General features: G+C 62.5%; 18 protein-coding genes. 12 read left to right on the top strand and 6 right to left on the bottom strand.

Going from position 1 to position 23590, the window contains the following annotated elements:
- Positions 1-43: 43 nt before the first annotated feature.
- Both ACODS2_RS12795 and ACODS2_RS12790 read right to left on the bottom strand, forming a co-directional pair.
- Positions 44-1057, bottom strand: a complete 1014-nt coding sequence (locus ACODS2_RS12795) for an SLAC1 family transporter (protein ID WP_488999162.1) — start codon at positions 1055-1057, stop codon at positions 44-46.
- Complete coding sequence (locus ACODS2_RS12790) at positions 1057-1218, bottom strand: hypothetical protein (RefSeq protein ID WP_488999161.1); 162 nt, start codon at positions 1216-1218, stop codon at positions 1057-1059. The genes ACODS2_RS12795 and ACODS2_RS12790 overlap by 1 nt, the downstream gene beginning before the upstream one ends.
- A gap of 305 nt (positions 1219-1523) precedes the next feature.
- Between ACODS2_RS12790 and ACODS2_RS12785 the strand changes: the two genes are divergently transcribed.
- From ACODS2_RS12785 to ACODS2_RS12745, 9 genes are all read left to right on the top strand, one after another.
- Entirely contained in the window at positions 1524-2390 is an 867-nt protein-coding gene (locus tag ACODS2_RS12785; protein WP_488999160.1) for an MBL fold metallo-hydrolase, read from the top strand.
- 239 nt (positions 2391-2629) lie between these two features.
- A complete protein-coding gene (locus ACODS2_RS12780; protein WP_488999502.1) occupies positions 2630-3475 on the top strand; it encodes an alpha/beta fold hydrolase in 846 nt (281 codons plus the stop codon).
- Between the two features lie 40 nt (positions 3476-3515).
- Positions 3516-4337, top strand: a complete 822-nt coding sequence (locus ACODS2_RS12775) for an alpha/beta fold hydrolase (protein ID WP_488999159.1) — start codon at positions 3516-3518, stop codon at positions 4335-4337.
- 67 nt (positions 4338-4404) lie between these two features.
- Positions 4405-5139, top strand: coding sequence for a dienelactone hydrolase family protein (locus ACODS2_RS12770; RefSeq protein WP_488999158.1), 735 nt, complete (start codon positions 4405-4407; stop codon positions 5137-5139).
- 54 nt (positions 5140-5193) lie between these two features.
- Positions 5194-5529, top strand: coding sequence for a putative quinol monooxygenase (locus tag ACODS2_RS12765; RefSeq protein WP_488999157.1), 336 nt, complete (start codon positions 5194-5196; stop codon positions 5527-5529).
- A gap of 239 nt (positions 5530-5768) precedes the next feature.
- A complete protein-coding gene (locus tag ACODS2_RS12760; protein ID WP_488999156.1) occupies positions 5769-6524 on the top strand; it encodes an SDR family NAD(P)-dependent oxidoreductase in 756 nt (251 codons plus the stop codon).
- Positions 6525-6687: 163 nt separating this feature from the next.
- Positions 6688-7158: a cytochrome P460 family protein gene (locus ACODS2_RS12755; protein WP_488999155.1), complete on the top strand. Its 471-nt coding sequence runs from the start codon at positions 6688-6690 to the stop codon at positions 7156-7158.
- Between the two features lie 214 nt (positions 7159-7372).
- Positions 7373-8383, top strand: coding sequence for a helix-turn-helix domain-containing protein (locus ACODS2_RS12750; protein ID WP_488999154.1), 1011 nt, complete (start codon positions 7373-7375; stop codon positions 8381-8383).
- A 61-nt stretch (positions 8384-8444) separates the two neighbouring features.
- Positions 8445-9449, top strand: a complete 1005-nt coding sequence (locus tag ACODS2_RS12745) for an alpha/beta fold hydrolase (protein ID WP_488999153.1) — start codon at positions 8445-8447, stop codon at positions 9447-9449.
- An 80-nt stretch (positions 9450-9529) separates the two neighbouring features.
- Here ACODS2_RS12745 and ACODS2_RS12740 read toward each other — a convergent pair whose 3' ends face one another.
- Positions 9530-10795: an MFS transporter gene (locus ACODS2_RS12740; protein ID WP_488999152.1), complete on the bottom strand. Its 1266-nt coding sequence runs from the start codon at positions 10793-10795 to the stop codon at positions 9530-9532.
- Positions 10796-10867: 72 nt separating this feature from the next.
- Complete coding sequence (locus ACODS2_RS12735) at positions 10868-11602, bottom strand: response regulator (protein WP_488999151.1); 735 nt, start codon at positions 11600-11602, stop codon at positions 10868-10870.
- A 485-nt stretch (positions 11603-12087) separates the two neighbouring features.
- Here ACODS2_RS12735 and ACODS2_RS12730 point away from each other — a divergent pair, with 485 nt between their 5' ends.
- Positions 12088-14727, top strand: a complete 2640-nt coding sequence (locus ACODS2_RS12730) for a TonB-dependent receptor (protein ID WP_488999150.1) — start codon at positions 12088-12090, stop codon at positions 14725-14727.
- Between the two features lie 20 nt (positions 14728-14747).
- Here the strand turns inward: ACODS2_RS12730 and ACODS2_RS12725 are convergent, their stop codons facing one another.
- Both ACODS2_RS12725 and ACODS2_RS12720 read right to left on the bottom strand, forming a co-directional pair.
- The gene (locus ACODS2_RS12725; protein ID WP_488999149.1) at positions 14748-15371 is read right to left on the bottom strand and encodes a response regulator transcription factor; all 624 of its coding nucleotides are present in this window, start codon (positions 15369-15371) and stop codon (positions 14748-14750) included.
- Entirely contained in the window at positions 15355-20712 is a 5358-nt protein-coding gene (locus ACODS2_RS12720; protein ID WP_488999148.1) for a trifunctional serine/threonine-protein kinase/ATP-binding protein/sensor histidine kinase, read from the bottom strand. Before ACODS2_RS12720 ends, ACODS2_RS12725 begins: the two co-directional genes overlap by 17 nt.
- Positions 20713-21141: 429 nt before the next feature.
- Between ACODS2_RS12720 and ACODS2_RS12715 the strand changes: the two genes are divergently transcribed.
- A complete protein-coding gene (locus ACODS2_RS12715; protein WP_488999501.1) occupies positions 21142-21831 on the top strand; it encodes a dienelactone hydrolase family protein in 690 nt (229 codons plus the stop codon).
- Positions 21832-22115: 284 nt separating this feature from the next.
- The gene (locus ACODS2_RS12710) at positions 22116-23045 is read left to right on the top strand and encodes an SDR family NAD(P)-dependent oxidoreductase (protein ID WP_488999147.1); all 930 of its coding nucleotides are present in this window, start codon (positions 22116-22118) and stop codon (positions 23043-23045) included.
- The last annotated feature ends 545 nt before the right edge of the window (positions 23046-23590 follow it).

The raw sequence follows: 23590 nt of genomic DNA, 5'->3' as shown, positions 1-23590 counted from the left end.
TCGCAAACTCTTGCGAGTCCGCCTTAACTTCACTGTTTGAGGTTCATCTGGCCCCCGGCGCAGGGCGCAGGAACAGCATGATCGTCTTGAACGCGATCACCGCCACCAGCAGGTTGCTTGCAACAAACAGCACAAAACCCAGACCAGCCAGTTCCTGTGTCGGCGAGGCCATCGACAATCGGGTGATCGTGTTCGGCAGCGCGGTCGCGCCAAATGTGATCGCCCAATACGAAGGCACAAACGGTTGCTTCGCGATCCACCACCACATGCGCAGCAGCAGCATCGCCTGGAGCAGGGCATATCCGGCCAGCGCAAGCACCAGCGGGCCCGCCGGGTTCGCCCCGCCCGCAAGCGCAGCGAGCGCACCGACCGCGGGCGGCGCAAGCAGGAGCCCAAGCATCGGGCGAACCTCGGGCGGGAGCGTCGCAGCCTCCAGCAGCCGGTGGAGCACCACGGATTCGAGCGCGAGCCAAGCAAAGAATGCGCCGCCGAACGCCAGGGCAGCCCAGGCATGCCAGCCCAGCGCACCCGCCGTTGCGGCCATGACGAAGCCACTTGCCACGAGCGGAAGATAGAGGATCGGCGTGGTCACCTCGACCGGGCGCCCGCCTTGCCAGAGCGGCCCCGAGCGCCAGATACCGAACCCGAGCGAGAAGGCTCCCTCTGCGAAGAACAGCATCACAGCCAGTTCACGGCTGTACGGCAAAGCACCCTGCGCCAGAAGCAGAGTCGAGACACCGCCGAGACCAATGAAGCTGCCACGCAGCGGATCCGCGCACTCGGTCAGCGCGTCACCAAAGCGCCAGATCCACTTGGCCAGATAGAGCCCGGTAACGGCCAGCCAGACAACTGCGGCCAGAGCGAACAGCCCCTCGCCGACCTCGGCCGACGCGCCCCATGCGGCATGAGCCACCCGCCAGCTGCCAGCCAGGCCCTCAAGCCCCAGAACCATCCCGAAATAGGAAGCCGGGACCCGCAGCAGCCGTTGCCCCCTCGCCGGCCCAGCTACGCCGCCGAGGCCAACCCGCAGACTTTGCTCGCCGGAACTGACAGTCATCAATCGAAACGATGCGATGCAGGTGGATCGCTCGCCGGAAACGATGCCGCCAACGCCTCGTCCAGCATTTCGTCATCGTGCGCTTCGAGATCAAACTGCTGCTGATGACGAGCAGCCAGGGGCTCGTCCGGCTGTTCCGACACCTTCTCATCGCGGGGCATGGCGCGTTCCTTCGCAGGCTTACATATATCCCCATCAATATAAGCTCTTCGTGACCGCGAGTGCGTTAGAAATTGCAAAATATCGATAGTAAATAATCTATAGAAGTACCAACATTACCAAGTGAATATATGATCTTTTCCAAGGGCCTTATGGTTTCTCCCGATTCTTAACTTCGTAATTCCATCGCATCGACGCTGGTTCGGTATATCCCAATACAGCGGAACAATGGTGGAGACCCGAAATGAACGCGCGGCAAAAACGGGGCATATCTGTCGGTTGTGGCTTTGCACTGGGCATTGCGCTCATGGCCGGAGCCCTCAGCGCAAGTCCCTATTCGACCATCAACGATGCTGCCGCTGCCGATCCGATCTCCGTGAAGAAGCTGCGCGGCGGAATGGCGATGCTCTCGGGTTCAGGTGGCAACATCTCGGTGCTGGCAGGGCCTGACGGTCTGTTTCTGGTCGATGCCGGCATCGCGGTATCCCAGGCCAAGATCGAGAAAGCCTTGAGCACGGTCGGCAAAGGTCCCGTGCGCTATGTCGTAAACACCCATTGGCACTGGGATCATACCGACGGGAACGCCTGGTTGCGCCATTCGGGTGCGACGATCCTTGCGGACCGCAAGGCCCGCCTCCGGCTCGGTCAGACCATCCGCGTGGTCGAATGGGAGCATACCTTTACGCCCATCGCCGCAAGCGACCTGCCGAACCGGATCCTGACCGCGAACAAGCTGATGAAGTTCGGTGGCGAGACGATCTCTATTCGCCACTATCGGCCGGGACACACTGACGGCGACATGTCGGTCTACTTCAGACAAGCAGATGTACTCGCGACCGGCGACACCTTCTGGAACGGGATGTACCCGTTCATCGACTATGTCGGCGGCGGTGGTATCGATGGCGCGATCCGCGCCGCCAGCGTCAACATTAACCTCGCGGGCCCCCGCACGCAGATTGTTCCCGGTCACGGCCCGCTGGGCAATCGCGCGCAGTTGATCGCCTTCCGCGACATGCTGGTGACGGTCCGAAACAGGGTCGCAGCGCTCAAGGCAAAGGGCCAATCGGCCGATCAGATTGTCGCGGCCCGGCCGACCGCCGACCTTGATGTGAAATGGGGCCGCGCGCTCATCAGCGGCGAGCTGTTCACCCGCCTTGTCTATCGCGGCGTCTGAAACCGGTCCCTCGCACCATCTAACGGCTTCTCGTGGCAACTGGCTAACGCTCTGCCCCCGTCGTCCGTAGCTTTCCCAAGAACCCAACGCGTCCGCGCGTGTCCCTGGAGGATCGCATGCCCCCGACCCCGCTCGCCTTTCCGCCGACATCGCGCCGGCGCGTTCTCACCGGAGCCGCAGGTCTGGCCGCCGTCGGCGCCTTCGGCATGGCGCCGCTAGCTCGCCCATGGGCCGCCCCCATGACAGCCGGTTGGCACCCCAAGGAAGGCGAAACCAAGACCAAGGACGGTGCGTCCATCTTCTATAAGGACTGGGGATCAGGCCCGGTTGTCGTGCTGTCCCACGGGTGGCCCCTCAACAGCGAAGCGTGGGAAGACCAGCTGTTCTTCCTTGCCTCGAACGGGTGCCGCGTGATCGCACATGATCGGCGCGGCCACGGCCGCTCGAGCCAGACCTGGCATGGCAACGACATCGATACCTATGCCGACGATCTCGCCGCCGTCTTCGAAGCGCTCGATCTGCGCGGCGTCACGCTCGTTGGCCACTCGACCGGAGGGGGTGAGATCACGCGCTACATCGGTCGTCACAGTACGTCCCGCCTGCGCAAAGCGGTGCTGGTTTCGGCCATTCCCCCACTGCGACTGCGCACGGCGGCAAATCCTGATGGGGCACCGCTCTCGGCCTTCGATGATCTGCGCAAGACCGTGGCCACTGATCGCGCCCAGTTCTATCACGATCTCAGTGCGCCGTTCTTTGGCGCCAACCGGCCGGGTGCGGTCGTTTCCCAAGGCGTACGCGACGCGTTCTGGCGGCAATGCATGGCAGCCGGACTGAAGGCGGTCTACGACGGGATCAAGGCGCAAACCGAGACCGACTTCACCGCCGATCTCCGGCGCTTCGACGTTCCGACGTTGATCGTGCATGGCGACGATGACCAGCTCGTGCCGATCGCCAATTCGGCGCTGCTGCAGCAGAAGCTGATCCGCAGCGCGACGCTCAAGGTCTACGCGGGCGCGCCCCATGGCCTCGCCGTGACGCACCGCGACCGCTTCAACGCCGACTTGCTGGCGTTTGTCAGATCATGACTGCGCCCAACTCCACCAAGCCCCGCTGAAAGGATCCATCATGCCTGTCGTAAATACCAAGGACGGAGCTGAAATCTTCTACAAGGACTGGGGGACCGGACCGGTCGTGATGTTCTCCCATGGCTGGCCGCTCAATGCTGATGCCTGGGAAGACCAGCTCTTCACGGTCGCCTCGCACGGCTTTCGCGCGATCGCACATGATCGCCGCGGCCATGGGCGTTCCAGCCAGACCTGGGCGGGCAACGACATGGACACTTATGCCGATGATCTGGCCGCAGTGGTCCATGCCCTCGACCTGCACGACGTGACGCATGTGGGCCATTCAACCGGGGGCGGCGAGGTGACCCGCTATATCGGCCGGCATGGGACATCGCGGGTCAAGGCGGCCGTTCTGGTCTCGGCCATTCCGCCGACGATGCTCAAGACCGACCGCAATCCGGGTGGTCTGCCGATCGGCGTCTTCGACGACATCCGCAAAGGCGTCGGCACTGATCGCTCGCAGTATTATCACGACCTGGCAGAGTTCTTCTACAGCGCCAACCGCCCCGGCTCGACCGTTTCGCAAGGCATCAAGGACGCATTCTGGCTGCAATCGATGCAAGCAGGTCTCAAGGGCGCCTATGATTGCATCAAGCAGTTTTCAGAATCGGTGTTCTACGACGATCTGGCCAAGTTCGATAAGCCGACGCTCATCATTCATGGCGACGACGACCAGATCGTGCCGATCGACGACGCCGCACGCCTCACGGTCACCATGGTCAAGGGCGCGGTGCTCAAGGTCTATCCCGGTGCGCCGCACGGCCTGATGGTCACGCACCGCGACCGGTTCAACGCGGATCTGCTCGAGTTCCTAAGAAGCTGAAGCCGTCTGCTGCGCGGCGGGTGCTGACCGGCGCCTGCCGCGCTGACATTCCGATCGGGAGGCCGCCATGGGCGATCAGATGGAAATCACCGTGCCGGATGGCACGTTTAAAGCCTATCGCGCCACCCCGGCGGCCCTTCCCGCCCCCGCCATCGTGGTGCTCCACGAGGTGTTCGGAGTGAACGCGGATATGCGCCAGACCTGCGACACACTTGCCGAGCACGGCTTCCATGCGATCTGCCCCGATCTGTTCTGGCGCCAGCAGCGCGGGACCGATCTCGATGTCCGATCGGAAGCGGACTGGCAGACGGGCCTTGCGCTTTATCAGGCCTATGATCGCGACGTGGGTGTGCAGGACATAGCCGCGACCATTCGTGCCGCTGCCAGCCTCGATGGCACGACGGGCAAGGTCGGCGTGCTGGGCTATTGCCTTGGCGGTTTGCTGACCTTCCTCGCCGCAGCGCGCTTGCAGATCAATGCAGGTGTGGCGTTCCACGGGGCCGATACCGATAGGTATCTGGGCGAGGCCAACGCCATTTCGGCGCCGATGTTGCTGCATCTTGCCGGGGATGACGAGTTCATGCCGGCCATGGCGCGGTCAGCCATCGCCATGGCCTTGGCCGATCACGACAATATCGAGGTCTTCACCTATCCAGGCTGCCATCACGCGTTCTCTCGCCATAACGGCGCGCACTATGACCCGGCGGCCTCGGCACTGGCAAACGCACGCACCTGGTCGTTCTTCACCGCTACGCTTGTAGGGAGCGATGGAGAAGAAAAGCCAGAACCGCCAAGCCGATAGCCAGCGCCAACCGTCGCACGCGCCACCTTGCGCCCCCTATCGAAGGCACCGCCCATGACCGACCAGACAGCCAAGCCCGCTCTCCTCATCAGCGCGAGCTACGTCCTCGATCCGGCAGACACAGCCGCATACAAGGCGCTCGCGGCCCACATGACCAAAGCTGCTCGCGCGCGTCCCGGCTGCGTTTTTCTTAACGCTGCGCAGGACGTGCTTGATCCCGATACCTTCCACCTGACGGAGGGCTGGAGCAGTGAGGAAGCCCTGAGCGCACATTTTGCGAGTGACGAATTCCAGGCCATCCTCGCCGCCGCGCTGAAGCTCAAGATATTGGCGCGATCCGGCACGATGTACCAGGTGAGCGGCGCGCAAGCACTGGACATGCCATCATAGCTCGTCGCGGCGGCAATGTCCTTGCCGCTAATTTAGTGGCGTGTGGCGGCCGCGGGGTCAGTACCGCTCGCATAGTAAAATTCCCAGCTTGGCACCTCGATAGCGGCCCAATCTGGCAGAACCCCATGCAATCTAACAAAGGCTGGTTTGTCCAAAACCACATCCTTTTGTATTCTCGCAATGCAAGGGAAGAATAAGTCTTCCAGTATAAAATTTTGGTGATCGAAAGGGATTACATCATGAAGGATTTTCTCAAGGACAAGATCGCCGTTGTCACGGGAGGATCGACCGGGATCGGGTTCGCGACCGCCAAACTCTTTGCAGACGAAGGCGCGAGGGTCTTCATCACCGGCCGCAATCAGAGCGCGCTCGACCGCGCGGTTGAGGAAATCGGCCCCAGTGCGACCGGTATCCGCGCTGACTCGGCCAAGCTTTCCGATCTGGACAGCTTGTACGACCGGGTTCGATCGGAAACGGGCCGGATCGATATCCTCTTTGCCAATGCAGGCGGCGGCAGCCTACTGCCGCTGGGCAAGATTACCGAAGAGCAGGTCGATGATACCTTCGGCCGCAACGTCAAGGGCGTCATCTTCACGGTCCAGAAAGCGCTGCCCCTGATGGGGAACGGCGGCTCGATCATCCTGACCGGCTCGACCGCTGCATCTGGCGGCACGGCGGCCTTCAGCGTCTACTCGGCCTCCAAAGCGGCCGTGCGCAATCTGGCCCGCGGCTGGGCGACGGATCTGAAAGGCACCGGCATCAGGGTCAATGTCCTCAGCCCCGGCCCGGTTCGCACACCCGGCCTGGTCGGGCTCGCGGGCGATGATGCCGTCCGCCAGCAGGAACTGCTCGATTTCTTTGCAGGCGAGGTCCCGCTCGGCCGAGTGGGAGATGCCGAGGAAATCGCGCAGGCCGCGCTGTTCCTCGCATCGGACAAGGCAAGTTTCGTGAACGGCTCCGAGCTGTTCGCGGATGGCGGGGCGGCTCAGGTCTGACCCGCAGGCGCCCGGCTGTATAGCCCCATCCCTCCCGGCAGCCGGGCGCCCTTTTTTCCGCACAGAGCCGCTAGCCAGCCATCCACCCGCAACGGACGCACCCGGAATGAGACTGCACCCTGTCTGGTTTGCCGCAGCGGCATTTCTCGCGCTCCCGCTTGGCTTGGCCAGCAGCGCGAAAGCGCCAGATCCGCAGAATGTCTCGCCCATTTACGGCGTGGCAATGCCCGCCGGATACCGTCAGTGGCAAGTCATCAGTGCCGCCCATGAGGCCGGGAAACTTGACGACATCCGGGTTATCCTCGGCAACGCGCTTGCTGTCAGGGCCTATCGCGAAGGCAGACGGCCTTTTCCCGACGGGGCGATGCTCGCGCGGGTCGCCTGGAAGCTCATACCGTCCGAGCGCAACAATGCAGTGTTCGGCACGCCGCAATCCTTTGTGGCGGGCGAAGCGACCAACGTTCAGATCGCCCGCAAGGACGCACGGCGCTACGCGGCGACGGGAGGCTGGGGATATGGCCAGTTTGAAGCGGGCAAGGCGAACCCCGATCGGACGCTGATGCAGACGTGCTTTGCCTGCCATGCAAAATTGCCCGCCTCCGAGGACTTCGTGTTTACGCACTACGCACGCTGAGGCGCCGCGTCCACGGCAGCGCTGCCCGTCGCTCTCACCCGGCTGAAAAAAAAGCGCTTCGGGATCTTTGGCAACCTCTTTGGCGACGATGCCAGCAAGAGCTAACACTTTTCGTCGGGATTTCACTCATTTTCGGCTGAAACAGGCCTAATCTGTCACGATAACAGTAAGTCATTCTACCGAATAGATTATCAAAATCGATGGGTTATTGCTCATGTATTACGAAAGCGGCGTGATCAGGATCAATGCGACGAACTATGAAGGTCTTGTTCGCCCTGCTTCATCCGATCCTGTTGTGCGTTTACGACGCATCGGCAGCGCCCCTCACCCTGTGGATGGTATGCAAGCATCGTCGGACAGCGCCAGCCAGCCGCGTCCGCTATTCACGGCAATGGATCATGCCTGGCCGACCTCGGGCATCAGCGTCGCACGAACTTATCGCAGCCAACCTCAAGACAGCTCTGTGCGAGGCGCGACAAGGCTTTGGAGCCCGCGCGACAGTTATCTGGTAACTCTCGTTCTGGCACCGGCCGAGCTGACTTTGGCGAATGGCTGCCGCCGACTTCTGGACGGGCCCGTTCTGCCCGGCACAGCGTGCGTCACGGGTCCTGGCCGGCAACTGGTCATCGCCCCTCGCGGCAGCTGCAATCTCGTTCACCTGGCAGTTCCGGAGCACCTGGTCGATTTGCCGCGAAGTGCGCTCGCCAAGTTCGGCTGCATGGTGGTGCGCGATCCCCTGTTCGCCACGATTGGCCAGTTGCTGGCGGACGCGCCCGCGAGCTGGCTGCAGGCCAATGCCGACATGCTCAGCCAGATCACGCTCGTGCGCCTGCTGCATCTGGCGCCGAGGCATTCATCCGGGTGCCTGACGATGTGGCGGCTCAAACGAATTCGCGCCTACGTCGATGCCCATATCGATGAACCACTGCGGCTCGCCGATCTTGCCGCGGTGGTCGGCCTCTCCCGCATGCATTTTGCCGCGCAGTTCCGGGCAGCCACCGGCATGGCCCCTCATGCCTTTGTCGTGGCGCGCCGTATCGACCGGGCCAAGACTTTGATGGCGAACACGGACAGCGCGCTGGTCAATGTGGCGCTCGATGCCGGGTTTCAGTCGCAGGCGCATTTCTGCGCAGTTTTCAAGCAACAGACGGGGATGACACCATCCCGATGGCGGGGCCGCGAGACGCGCTGGCCGCACACACCCAAAACAGCGGCACACCAATGAGCGGTCCGCCCCGCACTCCCGAATATCTGCGCTTCCTCAAAGACTTGAAAGGGAAAATGCCATGAAGAGATATCGCCGCTTTGCTCTGGCGCTCGCATCGACCGGGCTCCTTAACGGGAGTGCGTTGCTTCCCGCCGCCGCCATGGCGCGCGGCACACCGCATGCGCATGCCGCGCCGCGAGCGCATGCGGCGCCGGTCGTGATGGTTCAGTACCGCACAGCGAAGATCGAGGGTCGAGACATCTTCTATCGCGAAGCCGGTCCGGCCGGAGCCCCTGTCGTGCTGCTGCTCCATGGTTTTCCAACCTCGTCGCACATGTTTCGCAACCTGATCCCGCTGCTGGCCGACAAATATCACGTGATCGCGCCGGACTACCCGGGCTTTGGTCAGAGCGATGCGCCGGACCACACGAGCTTTTCGTACACGTTCGCGCACTATGCCGACATCGTCGACGCCTTGCTCAAGCAGAAGGGCATGCAGCGCTATGCGATGTACGTCATGGATTATGGCGCACCCGTCGGGTACCGCCTCGCGCTCAAGCACCCCGAGCGGGTTAGCGCGCTCATCGTCCAGAACGGCAATGCCTATGACGAAGGCCTTGGCCTGTTCTGGGATCCGATCAAGGCCTACTGGTCGGGCGACACGCCCGAGCATCGCAAGGCGCTCGAAGGGCTGATGACGCTGGCGACGACGAAGTTCCAATATACCGACGGCATGAGCGACCTCTCCCATATCGATCCTGACAACTGGGTCCACGATCAGGCGCTGCTGGATCGGCCGGGCAACCTCGAAATCCAGCTCGACCTGTTCAAGGACTATGGCAGCAACGTGCCGCTCTATCCCCAGTTCCAGGCCTTCTTCCGCAAGTACCGGCCACCGACGATCATCGTGTGGGGAAAGAACGACAAGATCTTTCCCGCAAGCGGGGCGACGCCCTATCTGCGGGACCTGCCCGACGCCGAACTGCATCTCCTCGACACCGGCCATTTTGCGCTCGAGGACAAGCTCGACGTGATGGTTCCGCTGATCCGCAATTTCCTCGACCGCAATTTGACCCGCCGATGATTGCGGCTTCCCTTGCCTGACCTCCCCCCGGGGCGACCAGCCGGCGCATGGGTTGGTCGCCCCATCTGGCGGGGGGCGCCTTACTGCGGCTCTTTGAGATCACCGCCTGGCGAGGTGCTTGGCTTCACCGCTATGCGATAGGGCCCGAGCAGCAGACAGAAGGCGCACGACAGCGCAAGAGCGCCCGCGCTCAGCCCAAAGCCGAGGCGGTAATCTCCCAGATTGTCCCGCAGCGCGCCGACAAGGACGGGTCCGATGGCAGATCCGATCGAGACCATGCCATACGTCCACCCGAAGATGGTGGCGTGCGCTGCCAGTCCGAAATAGCGGCTGCTGAAGTACGCCAGCATCGCGAGCTCAGCCCCGATGACAAAGCCGAGCATGGCAATCGCCGGCAGCGCCGTGCGCAAGTCAGGATGGCTCAGGACGGCGACGCCTGCGGCCCCCACCGCAAGCAAGGGCACGCCCGGCAGCGGGCTGTCGAAGCGATCGAGCGCAGCGCCCGTCAGCAGGCGACCGACCACGCTGGAAAGGCCGATAATGGCCGCGAAACGGGCGGCACCCGGCGCGTCGATGCCCAGATCGCCCAGCATCGGAACAAGATGCGCAGCAGGCCCCGACATGCCGAGCCCGCCGCACAGCGCAAGGGCCGAAAGGATCCAGAAGGTGCGCGATCGGGCAACGTCTCCGAGCCGGACGCCGCTATCAGCAGCAGCGAGCACGCCGTGTCGCTCACTGGCCGGGGCGCTCTTTCCCAGCAGCAACCACACTGCGGGCCCCGCCACAACAGCCAGCGCGCCCAATCCGGTAAAACCGGATCGCCAGTCGCCACCGGCGATGAGCGCTGCCACCAGTTGCGGCAGCACGAAGCCGCCGAGACCGGACCCGGTGAGTGCCAAGGCGATCGCGAGCCCGCGGTGTTTCGAGAACGCTGCAACGAGCGGCCGGTTGATGACCACCGGTGACGTTCCAAGCCCAAGGATCGCCACGAGTGTGTAGGCCAGCCACAGCGACTGCAAACTGCGCACAAACAGCGGGAGCAGCATCAGCGCGAAACCGAACGCAATGAAGCTCGTCACGGCAATTCGGCGCGGATCGCCGAGATCGGAGGCTCGGCCGATGAGCGACGATCCCAGGAACGCCACGAGCGTAAAGCATGTCATCGAAAGGGCGATATCGGCGCGCGACCAACCATAGGCCGAATGGAGGCTGCTGATGAAAACGCCCATGGTGAAGGTCAGCACCGTGTTGACGCTGACCATATTGCCCAGCATCGCGCCGATGACCATGCGCGAAGCCGCGGTCCGGGTGCCTTCCGAGGTAATGGCGGTTGCGGCGTTGCTCATGCGAGCCTGGCGATCAACAGGTGCGGCGGCGGCAAGCTAGTACCGGCGCCCACCCCTTGTTCGGGGCGCTTGTCATGCTCCGATCGCTTCCTGAATGGCATCCAGCAAATCCTGATGGCGAACAGGCTTGGTCAGAAATTCGCGCGCGCCCGCTTTCATCGCGCGCACAGAGGTATGGACATCGGCGTGGCCGCTGATGAAGATGACCGGCGGCTGGGTTCCGTCGCGAACCATTTCGTTGTTGAAATCGATCCCGTTCACGCCGGGAAGCCAGACGTCGAGCACAAGGCATGCCGGTTGCTGCGGCGAGGGTCGATCCCGAAACTCCTGCACCGAACCGTAGGTTTCGGCGGCAATGCCTGCGGACAGCAGCAGACCTTCGAGCGCTTCGCGGACGCCGTGATCGTCATCGATGATCGCCACCGTCCGCGAGCCGGCCGGTTGCGTCGATGTGCCGCTGGGCTCGCCAGGGCTGACTGCCTGCGCTGCTCCAGCCGCAGCGACGCCCTGCCCGCTCGGCGTGGGTTCCGCGATGAGGAGATACCCTCTGCCCGGGATTGTCTTGATAACATCGCGGTCTTCGCCGAGCGCGGTGCGCAGCGTCGCCATCTGGAAGCGAAGATTGCTTTCCTCAACCGTCGTCGATGGCCAGACGTGGCTGAATATCTCGGCCTTGGTTACGATCTGCCCGCGCGATCGCAGCAGCACGACCAGCAAGTCAAAGGCCCGGCTGCCCAATTCGACCGGGACGCCATTCGCCAGCAACTGCCGCGCGTTCGGCAGCACTGTGAACCGCCGGAAGTGCATGGCGGAGTCCGCTCGCCGCCCCTCTGCAAGACCGTCCCGCGAAGCCAGGGTGGCCGTTTCTCCCGCTGACGGGGTTGGTTGTTGCTGCTCAAGCATTTCCGCCTCCCGTTGGTGCTGGATCACAGCAGGTTCCGCGTACAGCTCTCTTGCCCCAGATTCGCCCGCTGCTCCGATGCAGCGTTTGCCATTTAACCAATGTTAGCGCGTCACTGCGCATGGCTGCAATCATCCCCTGAGCGGCGTTGACTAGGCATCATGGCCAGCCGAGCTAGACTTTGGTCGAGGACCGTATCGACCTTGTTGCCGATCTGGCTTGGGCAGCGCCGATGCCAACGTTTAATTGGCTTATATTTCAAAGCGATTCCTGCGCGCCGTACAGATGAAAAATTGTGAACTAACACAAAATAACAACCGCTAGCGGCGGCTGATTTCCGTTGGTTACCGGTGCGAACTAGTCGTTGGATGATAACGGTGGGGGAATATCGGTGCGCAGAACAGACACATCCGAGGGCTCCCGCCCCATCGCCCGCGGTGCAGCGGTCCGCGCAGGCTGCCTCGTTCTCCTGGCAGGCGGACTGGTCGAAAGCGCCGGTCCGGCATTTGCCAGCGAAGCCGCCCCGTCGGAAATGGCCGGCGAGCCAGCCCGTGCTGATATCGTCGTCACGGCCCGCCGGATCGGCGAAAAGGCCGAGGAGGTGCCGGTCGCGATCACCGTGGTGCCGGGTGACGCCATCGACCGGCTCGCGATCAACACGCCGCTCGATCTCAACAAGATTGCAGGCCTTGGCGGAGCGCCAATCGGTTCGTTGACGTCGGTGAACTTCACGATTCGCGGCCAGGGCACAGCGTTTGCAGGACAACCCGGCGTGATCCCCTACTTTGCGGAAGTTCCGAATGTACCGCTGACGTATTTCGATCTCGCCAACATCCAGGTCATCAAGGGACCGCAAGGAACGCTCTTCGGCCAGACATCGACGGGCGGGGTCGTACTGTTCGAACCCCGGCGCCCATCAGGCGTGTTCGGCGGGTATTTCTCGGCCGAGGCCGGAAATCGCGGCTACTATCAGTTGGAAGGAGCGATAAACCTCCCCATCGTTGCTGACCGCCTCATCGCTCGCGTGGCGTTCCAGGCGCGCAACCGCGACGGCTGGATCAAGGGCATCCGCCCCGATGGCACGACGTCCGAACTGAACAACCTTGATAACGCGAGCCTGCGGGTCTCAACAATCTGGCGGCCGACAGATACGATCGAAAACTACACGGTGTTCGCGGCCGATCGCATCCGCAGCCATGGCACTGGCTCGCCGCTCTATTACATCGACCCGCGATTCATGAACCCCGCTGTGCGCAATCTGGCACCTGCGAGCGTCCCCTCGATCGCCGCGGGCTACGAGTTCTGGACCGGCTCCGCCCCGCCCGCCGGCCAAACCTTCGCGCAATTGCTGTCAGGTGCTTTCGCGAAACAACTCGCCGCTGGGCCGCGGACCATGTTCACCGACTATGGCCTCACGAACGAGACAAATACCCGAAGCCTCATCAACCAGACGCAATGGGACATTTCGGACGGCCTGCGCCTCAAGAACATCTTCGGGCTGCGTTGGCAATCAGCGCAGGGGGCCATCTACGATCAGGATGCGACCGCACTGCCCTTGCTCGACTTTCAATGCCGCTTCACACCCGGGACGACCAGCGCTTCGGGCACTTGCGCAAAGACGGGCGGATGGCCTGAACGTACGCTCACCAACGAGGTTCAACTGCAGGGCAAGGCCTTTGCCGGGAAGCTGCAGTGGCTGCTGGGTGGGTTCTACCTCGATGGCGGTTCGCGGACGTTCCGGGAGAGCAGCCGGCCCTTCATCGTGTTCGGGTCGCTCTCTGGCGATCCCGCCAGCGCAGCATTCTGCGCCTCGGTCAATGTGGCTGCGCCCTGCGCCTCGATGGGCCGCACCACCACCCACAGCTATGCCGTGTTCGGCCACGCCTCGTACGCAGTGCTACCCAATCTGCATATTGCGGGCGGTTATCGCGAAACCTGGGACTACACACGCACTGACACGACGGCGAAGCCAAGCTACCGCGTGCCGTTTCGCGGCAGGCAGATCGCCATTCCGGTCTACGGTGAGACGCCTGCAGCGGGAGCGACGATCGTCAGCACCGTTGTCGATCTCCCCGCCAATGGCTCCTATGATGTCTCGGTCGATTGGCAGGCAAGCGACAGCGTTCTGCTCTATGCCGCGCATCGCAGCGGCTACAAGACCGGCGGAATCAACGCCGTGGCCGATCCCGGCAGTCCGCAGCGTACCTTCGGCCCCGAGCGCGCACGGGATTTCGAAGCGGGGATCAAGAGCACGTGGACGATGGGCTCGATCAAGGGGCAGATCAATGCGGCCTACTATCACACCTGGTATGCCAACATTCAGGAGGGCGAGGTTATCCCCGGCACGGCGCAGACCGTGACAACCAACCTGGCCAACGCAAGGATTGACGGGTTTGAGCTCGAAGGATCGGTTTCGCCAGTTGGCTGGTTCACGCTGGCCGGCAATCTGGCCTATACCAATGCCCGCTATTCGGACTGGTCCGAAGTCACCAACTGCAGCGCGCAGTTCTGGAGACCGCAGTGCGCCGGGCTCGCCCCCTCGACACCGATCGCCATCGATCACGCTGCCGGCAGGCTCACGATTGGCGGCAACACGATCGCCTTCACGCCCGATCGCTTCGCCAATACCTCGAAATGGCAGTGGTCGATCCGCCCGATGCTGCAGCTGCAGGAATGGCTGGGACAGGACATCACGCTTGCTGGAAACATCTATCACCGCGGGCCCTATGTCGACGCTGTGGCGGTGGCCAATACATCCAAACTGGCCGGCGTTCCGCTGCTGAGCCAGCAGACCGTGTTCGGCTACGCAACCAGCGATCCCTATACCGCCCCGGGCTATACCATCACCGATCTGCGTCTCGACTGGCACCACGTCGGCGGATCGCGTCTCAACCTCGCAGCGGGCGTCACCAACCTTGCCGACAAGAACTATCGGGTCAGCTCGGCAAGCGCATTCGAGATCATCGGCGATGTCTACACCCTCACCGGCGAGCCGCGGATGTGGTTCACGCAAATCGCGTATGAATTCTGAGCCGCGCGACGGTGCCCGTCTCAGTCGGTGAGCAGGTCGGCAAGCCGTACGAGATCGACAAGCGAGCCGGCCTGCATCTTGCGCATGATCTGGCTGCGGTGCAGCTTGACGGTGGCTTCGGTTATGCCGATGGCCGCCGCAATCTGGCGGTTGGGTTTTCCCGTCACCACTTCGGCCATGACGGCTCGTTCTCGCGGCGTGAGCAAGGCGAAACGGGCATGTGCCTGAGCAACCAAGGCCTCGTCTGCGCGGCGTCTGCGGTTCGCGGCGATGGCGCGCTGAACCGCCTCCAGCAACTCTTGTTCGCGCACCGGTTTGGTGAGGAAATCGATGGCACCGGCCTTCATCGCGCGCACCGACATCGGCACATCGGCATGCCCGCTGATGAACACGATGGCCCGGCGCGTTCCTTCGCGGCCAAGCTCCTCGATGAATTCGAGCCCGCCCTTGCCCGGCAGCCTCACATCGACGACCAGACAATCGCCCCGGTCGCCGGTTCCCGCGGCCTGAAAGGCATCGACCGAGCCGTAGAGATCGACCGTGAGGCCAATCGACTGGAACAAGCCCCCCAAAGCCTCGCGCACAGCGAGGTCGTCATCGATGACGACAACGACCGCGCTCTCTGCTTCAGCTCGCGTTGGCAATGGCCTGCTCCTCGGCCAGGGCAGGAAGACTGAATGCAAATGTCGCGCCGCGCGGCCGATTTGGGCTGACCGTCAGGCGCCCGCGGTGGGACTCGATGATCGACCGGCAGATCGACAGGCCCATGCCGATGCCGCCTGCCTTGGTCGTGAAGAAAGCCTCGAAGACCCGGTCCTTCAAAGCCGGATCGAGGCCCTTGCCCGTATCTGAAACCGCAATTGTAAGCTCACCGTCAGGCCCGGCGCTCGACTGGATCACCAGCTTGCGGACGCGGCCACCGGACGCGCTCATCGCTTCGATCCCGTTGAGGACCAGATTGAGGATGACCTGCTGCATCTGGACCCGGTCAGCGAGGGCATAGCCGATCGTGCGGTCGAGGCGTGTTTCGACCGTGATCTTGTTGCGATCCAGTTCGTTGCGCATCAGCTGCACCACCTCGAGAATCGCATCGTTGAGATCGAGCGCGACCATTTCGGGGGCCGCCTTCTTAGCGAGCGCCCGGATGCTCGCGATCACGTCGCCGGCGCGGTGCCCGTCGTTGATGATGCGCTCAGCCGCCCGGCGCGCCTCGGCGACATTCAGCCGCTCCTCAGCCAGCCACCTCAGGCACGTCGCCGCATTGGTCACGACCGCCATCAGTGGCTGATTGACCTCATGCGCGATAGAGACGGACAACTCGCCGAGCGCCGTGATCCGCGAAACCCGCGCCAACGCTTCCTGCGCCTGCTCCGCCCGTCGGAAATCCTCGATGTCCACGGCGGTGCCATACCATTTGACGATCGTCCCGCTCTCGTCGCGCATCGGTTCGACACGGAACAGGAACCGCCGAAACTCGCCGTCGAACCGGCGGATCCGTGCTTCGACCTCGCCCGACACGCCAAAGGCAAGCAAGTTCTGCCAGCGATCGCGGACCCGGCCGATATCGTCCGGATGGTAGGTCCCCGGCCAGAAATCTCCTGCCAATGCGTCCGCCACCTCGCTGCCGCTGTAGTCCTTCCATTTCTTGTTGGCGATCTCGAAGCGTCCATCCGGAAACGCCCGCCAGGCAAGCGTCGGGATCATGTCGAACGACTGGCGTAATTCGTCGCTGACTCGCCGCGCCCTGTCCCGCGCGCGTTTGGCTTCGAGGAACAGGCCCGCATTCTCGATCGAGACTGCCGCCGGTGAGGAAAGCATCTGCAGGATGCCAAGGCGCGCGGGTGTGAAGACATGCGAGGAAAGCGAGTTTTCGAGGTACAGGACCGCGACAAGCCGACCTTGCTTCACCAATGGCAAGCACAGGATCGAGCGCGGCTTGGCCGCAAGCAGATAAACGTCGCTCGAGAACATGTTGGGTTGGAGTGCATCGTCGAGGATCACCGGTTCGAGCGAACGCACGGCATAATTCAGCATCGACAGCGGCAATTCGCCGGCAAGTTCGCGAGATGAGCGCAGCTCCACCACAACACCGTCGCTGCCGGTCGTCGCCTCGGCGGCGATCTGCATCTCGTCCTCGCGCTTCAGCAAGAGTACACCGCGCACCGCACCGGCCTGCTCGACCACGATCGTCATCAATTGTTCGATCAGCCGGTCCAGAACGATTTCACCGGATACGGCGTGGTAGATGTCCACGAGCGCGGAGAGATCGAGGTTGTCCGTCAAGGCGCCCGAAGAGAGCGCGCTGGCCGCGCGGCCGGTATCCTCGCGCCCGAGCCCGGGATGAAGCCGGTCAAGCTGGGCAACCTTTCCATCGGCGCCCCAGCGGGCATAACAGGCGCGCGCCTTGCGCAAATAGGTTTGCGCAATTGTGCGGAAATCGCGCGATTCGTAATAACGGGCCGCCAATTCGTATCCCAGCGCTTCCATCGAAACCTGCCCGTCCCGGGCCGCCGCGGTGATCGCATCTTCGTACAATCGCTGCGCTGCAAGGTCGCGGTCTTCGAGCCGGGCAATCTCTGCAGCGACCAATGCGGCACGTGCGGCGAAATTCTCCGGGCACAGCCCGGCCCACTCCGACAGTTGCTTCTGAGCGCCTGCGAGCTCCGCCAGTTGAGGCTGGCGTTCGTCGGGTGGGACATCGGTGAGGAGCGCAGCCCGCGCCAAAGCTGCAAACAGACAGTATTCAGCGCGTTCGAACACCTTGATCGGTTCGATGTCGATTGCAAGTTGCTCGGAAACCGTAAGGCAAGCCGTCCAGTCCCCGGCAAAATAGCGCATCTGCAACTTGCGCACGCGGTAGCGCACCAGCGCGTGCCACAAATGCGGAGACCGAACAAGAAAGGCCTCATAAGCCTCCTCATCGAAGTCCGCGTAGCTGAACGAACCGAAAGTTTCGGTCATGCCCCGCAAACCGCGCACGATGGCCAGAATGCCGTTCACGAATTCAACTGCCAACGAGAACTTCATCTTCGTCATCAGCGCGAGGCCAGCCTCGGCAAGCCGGTGAACCTCGCCCAGACTCCGCCCGCCGCCCAGCGCCGCCGTCAGGCCAGTCGACCAGGCGTAGCCGGGATAAGTTACACCGCCCTGCTCCCGTCCCATTTCGAGTGCACGTATGGCAAGGTCAAAGCAATCGGCCAGCGGTAGGCTCCATGGGCCGACGGTGCCCGAGACGACTGCATAGATCCGAGCGGCATAGCGGTCGAAACCCCGCTCATCGGCGAGACGAAGCGCGAGTTGACCGAACCGGTGGCCCGTCATGAAATCGCCGAAACGCCAACCAAGCACGAGGCCTGCAAGGTTTGAAAAGATGTGCGCGCTTTCATGCGACAAGCCATGCTCGAGGCTGATGCTGGCCATCCGAAGGATTGTGAGGGTCTGCAGATTCTCGTGATGCACGCCCGAGGCAATGTTGAGCGATTCCAGCACATCCATGACGAGGAGCCAGTGGGGATCGGTCATGCTCGGCAATTCGAACAAGGACTCAACTGGACGACCCTGCAGCAAGCGGACAAAGCGGCCATATTCCTCGTCGAGCTCAGCTGGCCCGGGGCAGAGCGGAAGCGCCAGACCGAGGCGCGCTGCACAGGCCACTGTCAGCGCTACGGCGGTTTCCCATTCGCCAAGGTAGGAATAGACCACCATCTGGCGGTTCACGATCCGTGCCTGCTCGGCCAGTTCGGTGCTGATTTCAGCAAGAAAGGCGAGGTTTTTCTGCGCGGACTCGACGTCCCCAGCCATGAACTTGCAATCTGCGCGATGAAACATCAGCTCGAAGCTGAGCCGGTAATGCGCTGACCAGCTTGTCGTGCCAAGCATGGCATATCCCGCATCCAGATAGCGCAGTGCGGTCTCGTAGGCAGCAGCCGCAATCGCCCGCTTGCCAGCTTCCAGATTGAGTTCGGCCACGAGGACCTGTTCTTCGACGGAGTGGACAAGGCCAACAGCCCTGTTGAACTGCCCGACGACCGCGAAGACATCATCCCCGACATCCGCCGCCGCAAGACCCCTGCTCAGGAGACGTCCGACCCGCAAGTGCATCTCGGCACGGTCTTCCGCCGTCAGCAGCGCGTAGGCCGCTTCGCGTACGCTGTCGTGGGCGAAGTAGTAGTTGTCGTCGACGCGCAGCAGCAGGCTGTCATATACGAAAATCTGGAGCGCGCTTTCGATCGCGGCCTCGCTTTGCTCCATCAGGTCCGCAAGTTGCGCCACGGGCGCCGCCGTGCCGAAGCAGGCGAGGATCTTCATCACGTCCACCGCCGATGCCGGATAGCGGCCAAGCTTCGCAACGATCAGATCAGCGACGTTGTCAGTGATGAAAGCGGCCCTGATGCGCTGCAGATCGAACGTCAACCTGCCCGAGCCATCGTCCAGCCTGAGTAAACCGTCCTCGTGGATCGAGACAAGGAATTGCAACAGGAAGAACGGATTGCCCTGCGTCTTGGCGTAAACAAGATCAGTCAGTGGCACGATCTCTGCCGGCACCGCGTTCACCGCCGCGGCCGTCAACTCCGCGGCGGCCGCGCGGGTCAGCGGGGCGAGGTCGATCTGCCTGAGGGTTGCCGGCGCCCTCGCAATCGCCGACAGCAGGATTGCGAGCGGTTCCGTCGCTTGCAGTGCTTCGCGCCGATAGGCACCAACGAGCATGAGGCTGGGGATCGGCTCCTCTGCAGCCAGCTTCTCAAGCAGATCCTGGGTTGCGGCGTCGAGCCATTGCAGATCGTCCAGGAACAATATGAGCGGGCGGTCTGGCTGCGCGAAGGCGCCGACGAACCGCCGGAATACCAGATTGAAGCGGTTCTTGGCCTCCTGCGGCGAAACCATGGCGAGTGGCGGCGATGGCCCGATCACGTGCGAAAGGCTCGGGAACAGATCAGCCATCAACTGGCCGTTCACGCCGACCGCCGCGCTCAGGACCGACCGCCAACGCGCCAGTTCCCGATCGCTTCCGGTCAGTATCTGCTTGAGAAGCCTCTCGAACGCCTGCGACAACGTCGCGAAGGGGACGCTTCGCTTGTACTGATCGAATTTGCCCGTCGCGAACAAGGCGCCGGAAGTTTCCAGCGTTCGCCCGAACTCATGGACAAGCGCTGACTTGCCCATCCCCGAATGACCGGAGATGATGACCATTTCGAACTGGCGATGCTTGGCTACGTGCTCGAAGGCATCGACCAGCGAGGCAAGCTCGGCCGATCGGCCATAGAGCCTGCCCGGCGCCAATAGCCGCTGCGGGCGGTCGCGCGCGCCGATCTCAAACTTCTCGATGGCACCGTTGTCGCTCAAGTCTGCAAGGCATCGCTCGAGGTCGTGCCGGACCCCCGACGCGGTCTGGTACCGCTCGTCGGGATCTTTGGCGAGCAGCTTCAGGATGATCGCATCGACGACCGGCGGCACGCCGTCCATCCGCGTGCCCGGAGGCGGCGGCTGACGTGCGATATGGCAATGCACCCAGTCGGCCAGATCGATGGCGTTGAAGGGCAAGGCCCCGACCAGCAATTCGTAGAGCGTGACACCCAGACCATAGAGGTCGCTGCGCGTATCGACCGACCGGTTGGTGCGTCCGGTCTGTTCCGGCGCCATATAGGGCAGCGAGCCGGCTTCGCACCCCTGACCCGGAACTGGCTGGCGTTCGCGCGCGTGGTGCATCGCGAGGCCAAACCCCGTAACCCGAACGTTTCCAGCTTCTTCCACCCATAAATTGCCGGGATTGATGTCGTTGTGGATCAAGCCGCGTGCGTGCAACACTTCCAGCGCGCGCGTGATGCCGATCGCCAGTTTGAGAAAGGGCAGGATCGGGCTTGGCTTTCCGACGAGCCTGTCACAGGGCTGCCCATCAGGATCGCGCAGCAGCAGCGCGGGTTGCCCTTCATGGCGCACCAGCCGCATCGGCAGCAAGGCCCGTTCGGGATCGAGCCAGGCCCGCATAGCGTATTCCCGCTCCAGCCGCAGTTGGACTGACCCGTCCGTCAAGTCCGCACGAGGGGTTCGCACTAGAACCTGGGGTGTACCGCCGGGTCCGCGCGCACGGTACAAGGCAAACCCGGAGGTCTCCTGAATCTTCTCCAACCGATAGTCCGACAGGTCCATTGGGTGTGGCCTCTCGTCCACGTGCAAGCGAAACCTAGCGCATTTCCGGCCCAGGTTCGCCCGCTTTCGCTGGGTGCACACGCAAGCTAACGTTTTCTATCACTTACTCGCGATTCCCGAAATGGCCCTGCCCTACACGCTGCCAATCCCCGCATCACGGGCCGGAGTGCCGAATGAGCCCTGCCATTAGACCGTGCATTCTCGAAATATCCTGATTTACTAGTCAGTTATACTGATGCCGATCGCAAGGCTCAAAGGGATACAGTGATGAAAGTAACGGTTGAAGATGGCACGTTCGCCAGTTTCGTAGCACGCCCCGCGATGCCGCGTGTTTCGGGTGGCGCCGTTGTCGTCCTGCACGAAAGCTGCGGATTGAACGCCGATATCAGGACGAAATGCGAGGCGCTGGCCACGTGCGGATTTCTGGCCATCGCCCCCGATCTGTTCTGGCGCGATGAACTCGGGAGTGACAAGCCGGTGAAACTCGACCGCGAAAACGGATCGGGCCCGGTTCATGCCACCCCGTTTGACCATGATCTGGGTCTGCAGGACATCGCCGCCGTCGTGCGGGCGGTGCGGGACTCGGAAATCACATCTGGCAAGATCGGGGTCATGGGTTTTGGCCTGGGCGGGTTCCTTGCGTATCTGACCGCCGCTCGCCTGCCGATCGACGCCGCCGTTGTCTATTATGGTCCGCGGATCGAGCAGTTCCTCGCGGAGGCGATCAAGATATCGGTTCCGCTATTGATGCATGTCGGTGAGGACGACAGCCTCATTCCGCCATCTGTCGTTGCTGCGATCGTCGGCACATTTGGCCACAAGTCGAACATTCAGATCTTGCGCTATCCTGCAAGCCGCCACGCGTTTGCCCGGGAAAACGGCGTTCACTTCAACGGTGAGGCAGCTGAGCTGGCACAGAACCGCACAGCAGAGTTCCTAAACCGCGCCTTGAACTGACTCCTCGGAACCTGCTTCAGCGTGCGCCGCTGCGGCGCAAGTAGCCCGCTTCCGCGGTAATCGGAGGACAAGTGACCAGTCCCTGCGATGGCTTGGACGTAGGCCAATCGGTCACCGACAGGCAGTTGGTGACATGGCTGATAAGTTATTGTGCGGCCAGGTCCTGCACGGACAACACCTGCTTGCGAGAACTTGCACCAACTCTCTGTTGCCCCGGCTCCGACAGCGCGAGTGTATCGCGAACCATTCCGCCAAGACCGGTGCCGCTTCGCCAGGAGGACGTCATGCAGCCAGTGAAGACACCGTTTGGATTCTATTCGACGGCCGATGAGGTCGCCGACGGCATCGAGCTTGCCGGCAAGCGGATCGTCATTACCGGCGGCGCGGCGGGAATCGGATTGGAGACGGCTCGCGTGCTTGCCAGTGCGGGCGCCGAGGTCACGCTCGCGGTGCGTCGACCCAGCGCGGCGCTGGAGGTCGCCAAGCACCTGCGCCACGCCACGGGCAACTCCGCCATAAAGGTTCGTGAGCTTGACCTGTCGGACCTGCGTTCCGTGCAATCCTTCGTTCGCGCGTGGAGTGGTCCGCTTCACGTCCTGATCAACAACGCAGGGATCATGGCAACCCCGGAGCTTGAACGGACGCCACAAGGGTTCGAACTGCAGTTCGGTACAAACTATCTCGGGCATTTTGCCCTCACGCTGGGTCTGCGCAGGTTCCTTGCCGCCGCCCATGGCGCGCGCGTCGTCTCGGTAAGTTCCAGTGGCCATCTCTTTTCGCCGGTCTTGTTTGACGACCTTGGCTTCGATTTTGTTCCCTACACCCCGATAGGAGCCTACGGGCAATCGAAGGCGGCAACCGCGCTATTGTCCGTTGGTATCACGCTGTACTGGCACGACGACGGCATCCTTTCGAACGCGCTGAACCCCGGCGCCATCTCGACGGGACTGCAAAAGCATACGGGCGGGCTCAAAACACCGGTCGAGCGCCGCAAGACCGTTGAGCAGGGGGCGTCCACCAGCGTACTGCTCGCAGTATCACCGCTGCTGGAAGGCATTGGCGGGCGCTACTTCGAAGACTGCAATGAGGCCATGCAAGTCGAGCAGCGGCCAACCGATTTCACCGGCGGCTACGCTGCTTACGCGCTTGATCCCGGGAACGCTGCGAGGTTGTGGTCATTGTCGGAGCAGATCATCAAGGGCTATGTCGCATGATGGAAAATCCCGGACAGCGGTAGGCACCGGATCGTTTTTTCATTTTCCGCCTTTGGCGCGGTCAAGGCTGCGCTGGCCCGGTAGGTTGACGAAACGGTTCGCCGACCTGATTGAAAGCTGGACCCATGCCATCGCAGGACGTTGTACCAACTCGCGAAGAGCACGACAGCTTCGGGTAGATTGAGGTACCTACTGGGGCGCGCAGACCCAGCGCAGCCTCGGGAATTTCGTTTTCCCGGGCGAAGAGCGCATGCTGATCGCAATCGTCCATATCTGTTTGGCTGGCACCAAGTGCTTATCCGATCCCAAAATCCATGGCCCGGCTGCGTTTTATCTCGAGCTCCGGCGGTTTCCTTTCGACTTCGCCAACAGTCTGCAGCGCTGACGTATTATCACCCGTCTGAAGCTCCGGTTTGACCTTGGCCTTGTGCGCCTTGTCGACAAAGATCGTGCGGTCATGTTGTTGATTACCAATGAGAAGTGACCTGGGAGAGGCCGTAATTTCCAGTGAGATTTGCCCCTTGTTCTGATCGTTCCCTTGGCTG

This window comes from Novosphingobium sp. FG137 (genome assembly GCF_057809735.1).
This window is presented reverse-complemented; position numbering and strand designations above follow the sequence as displayed.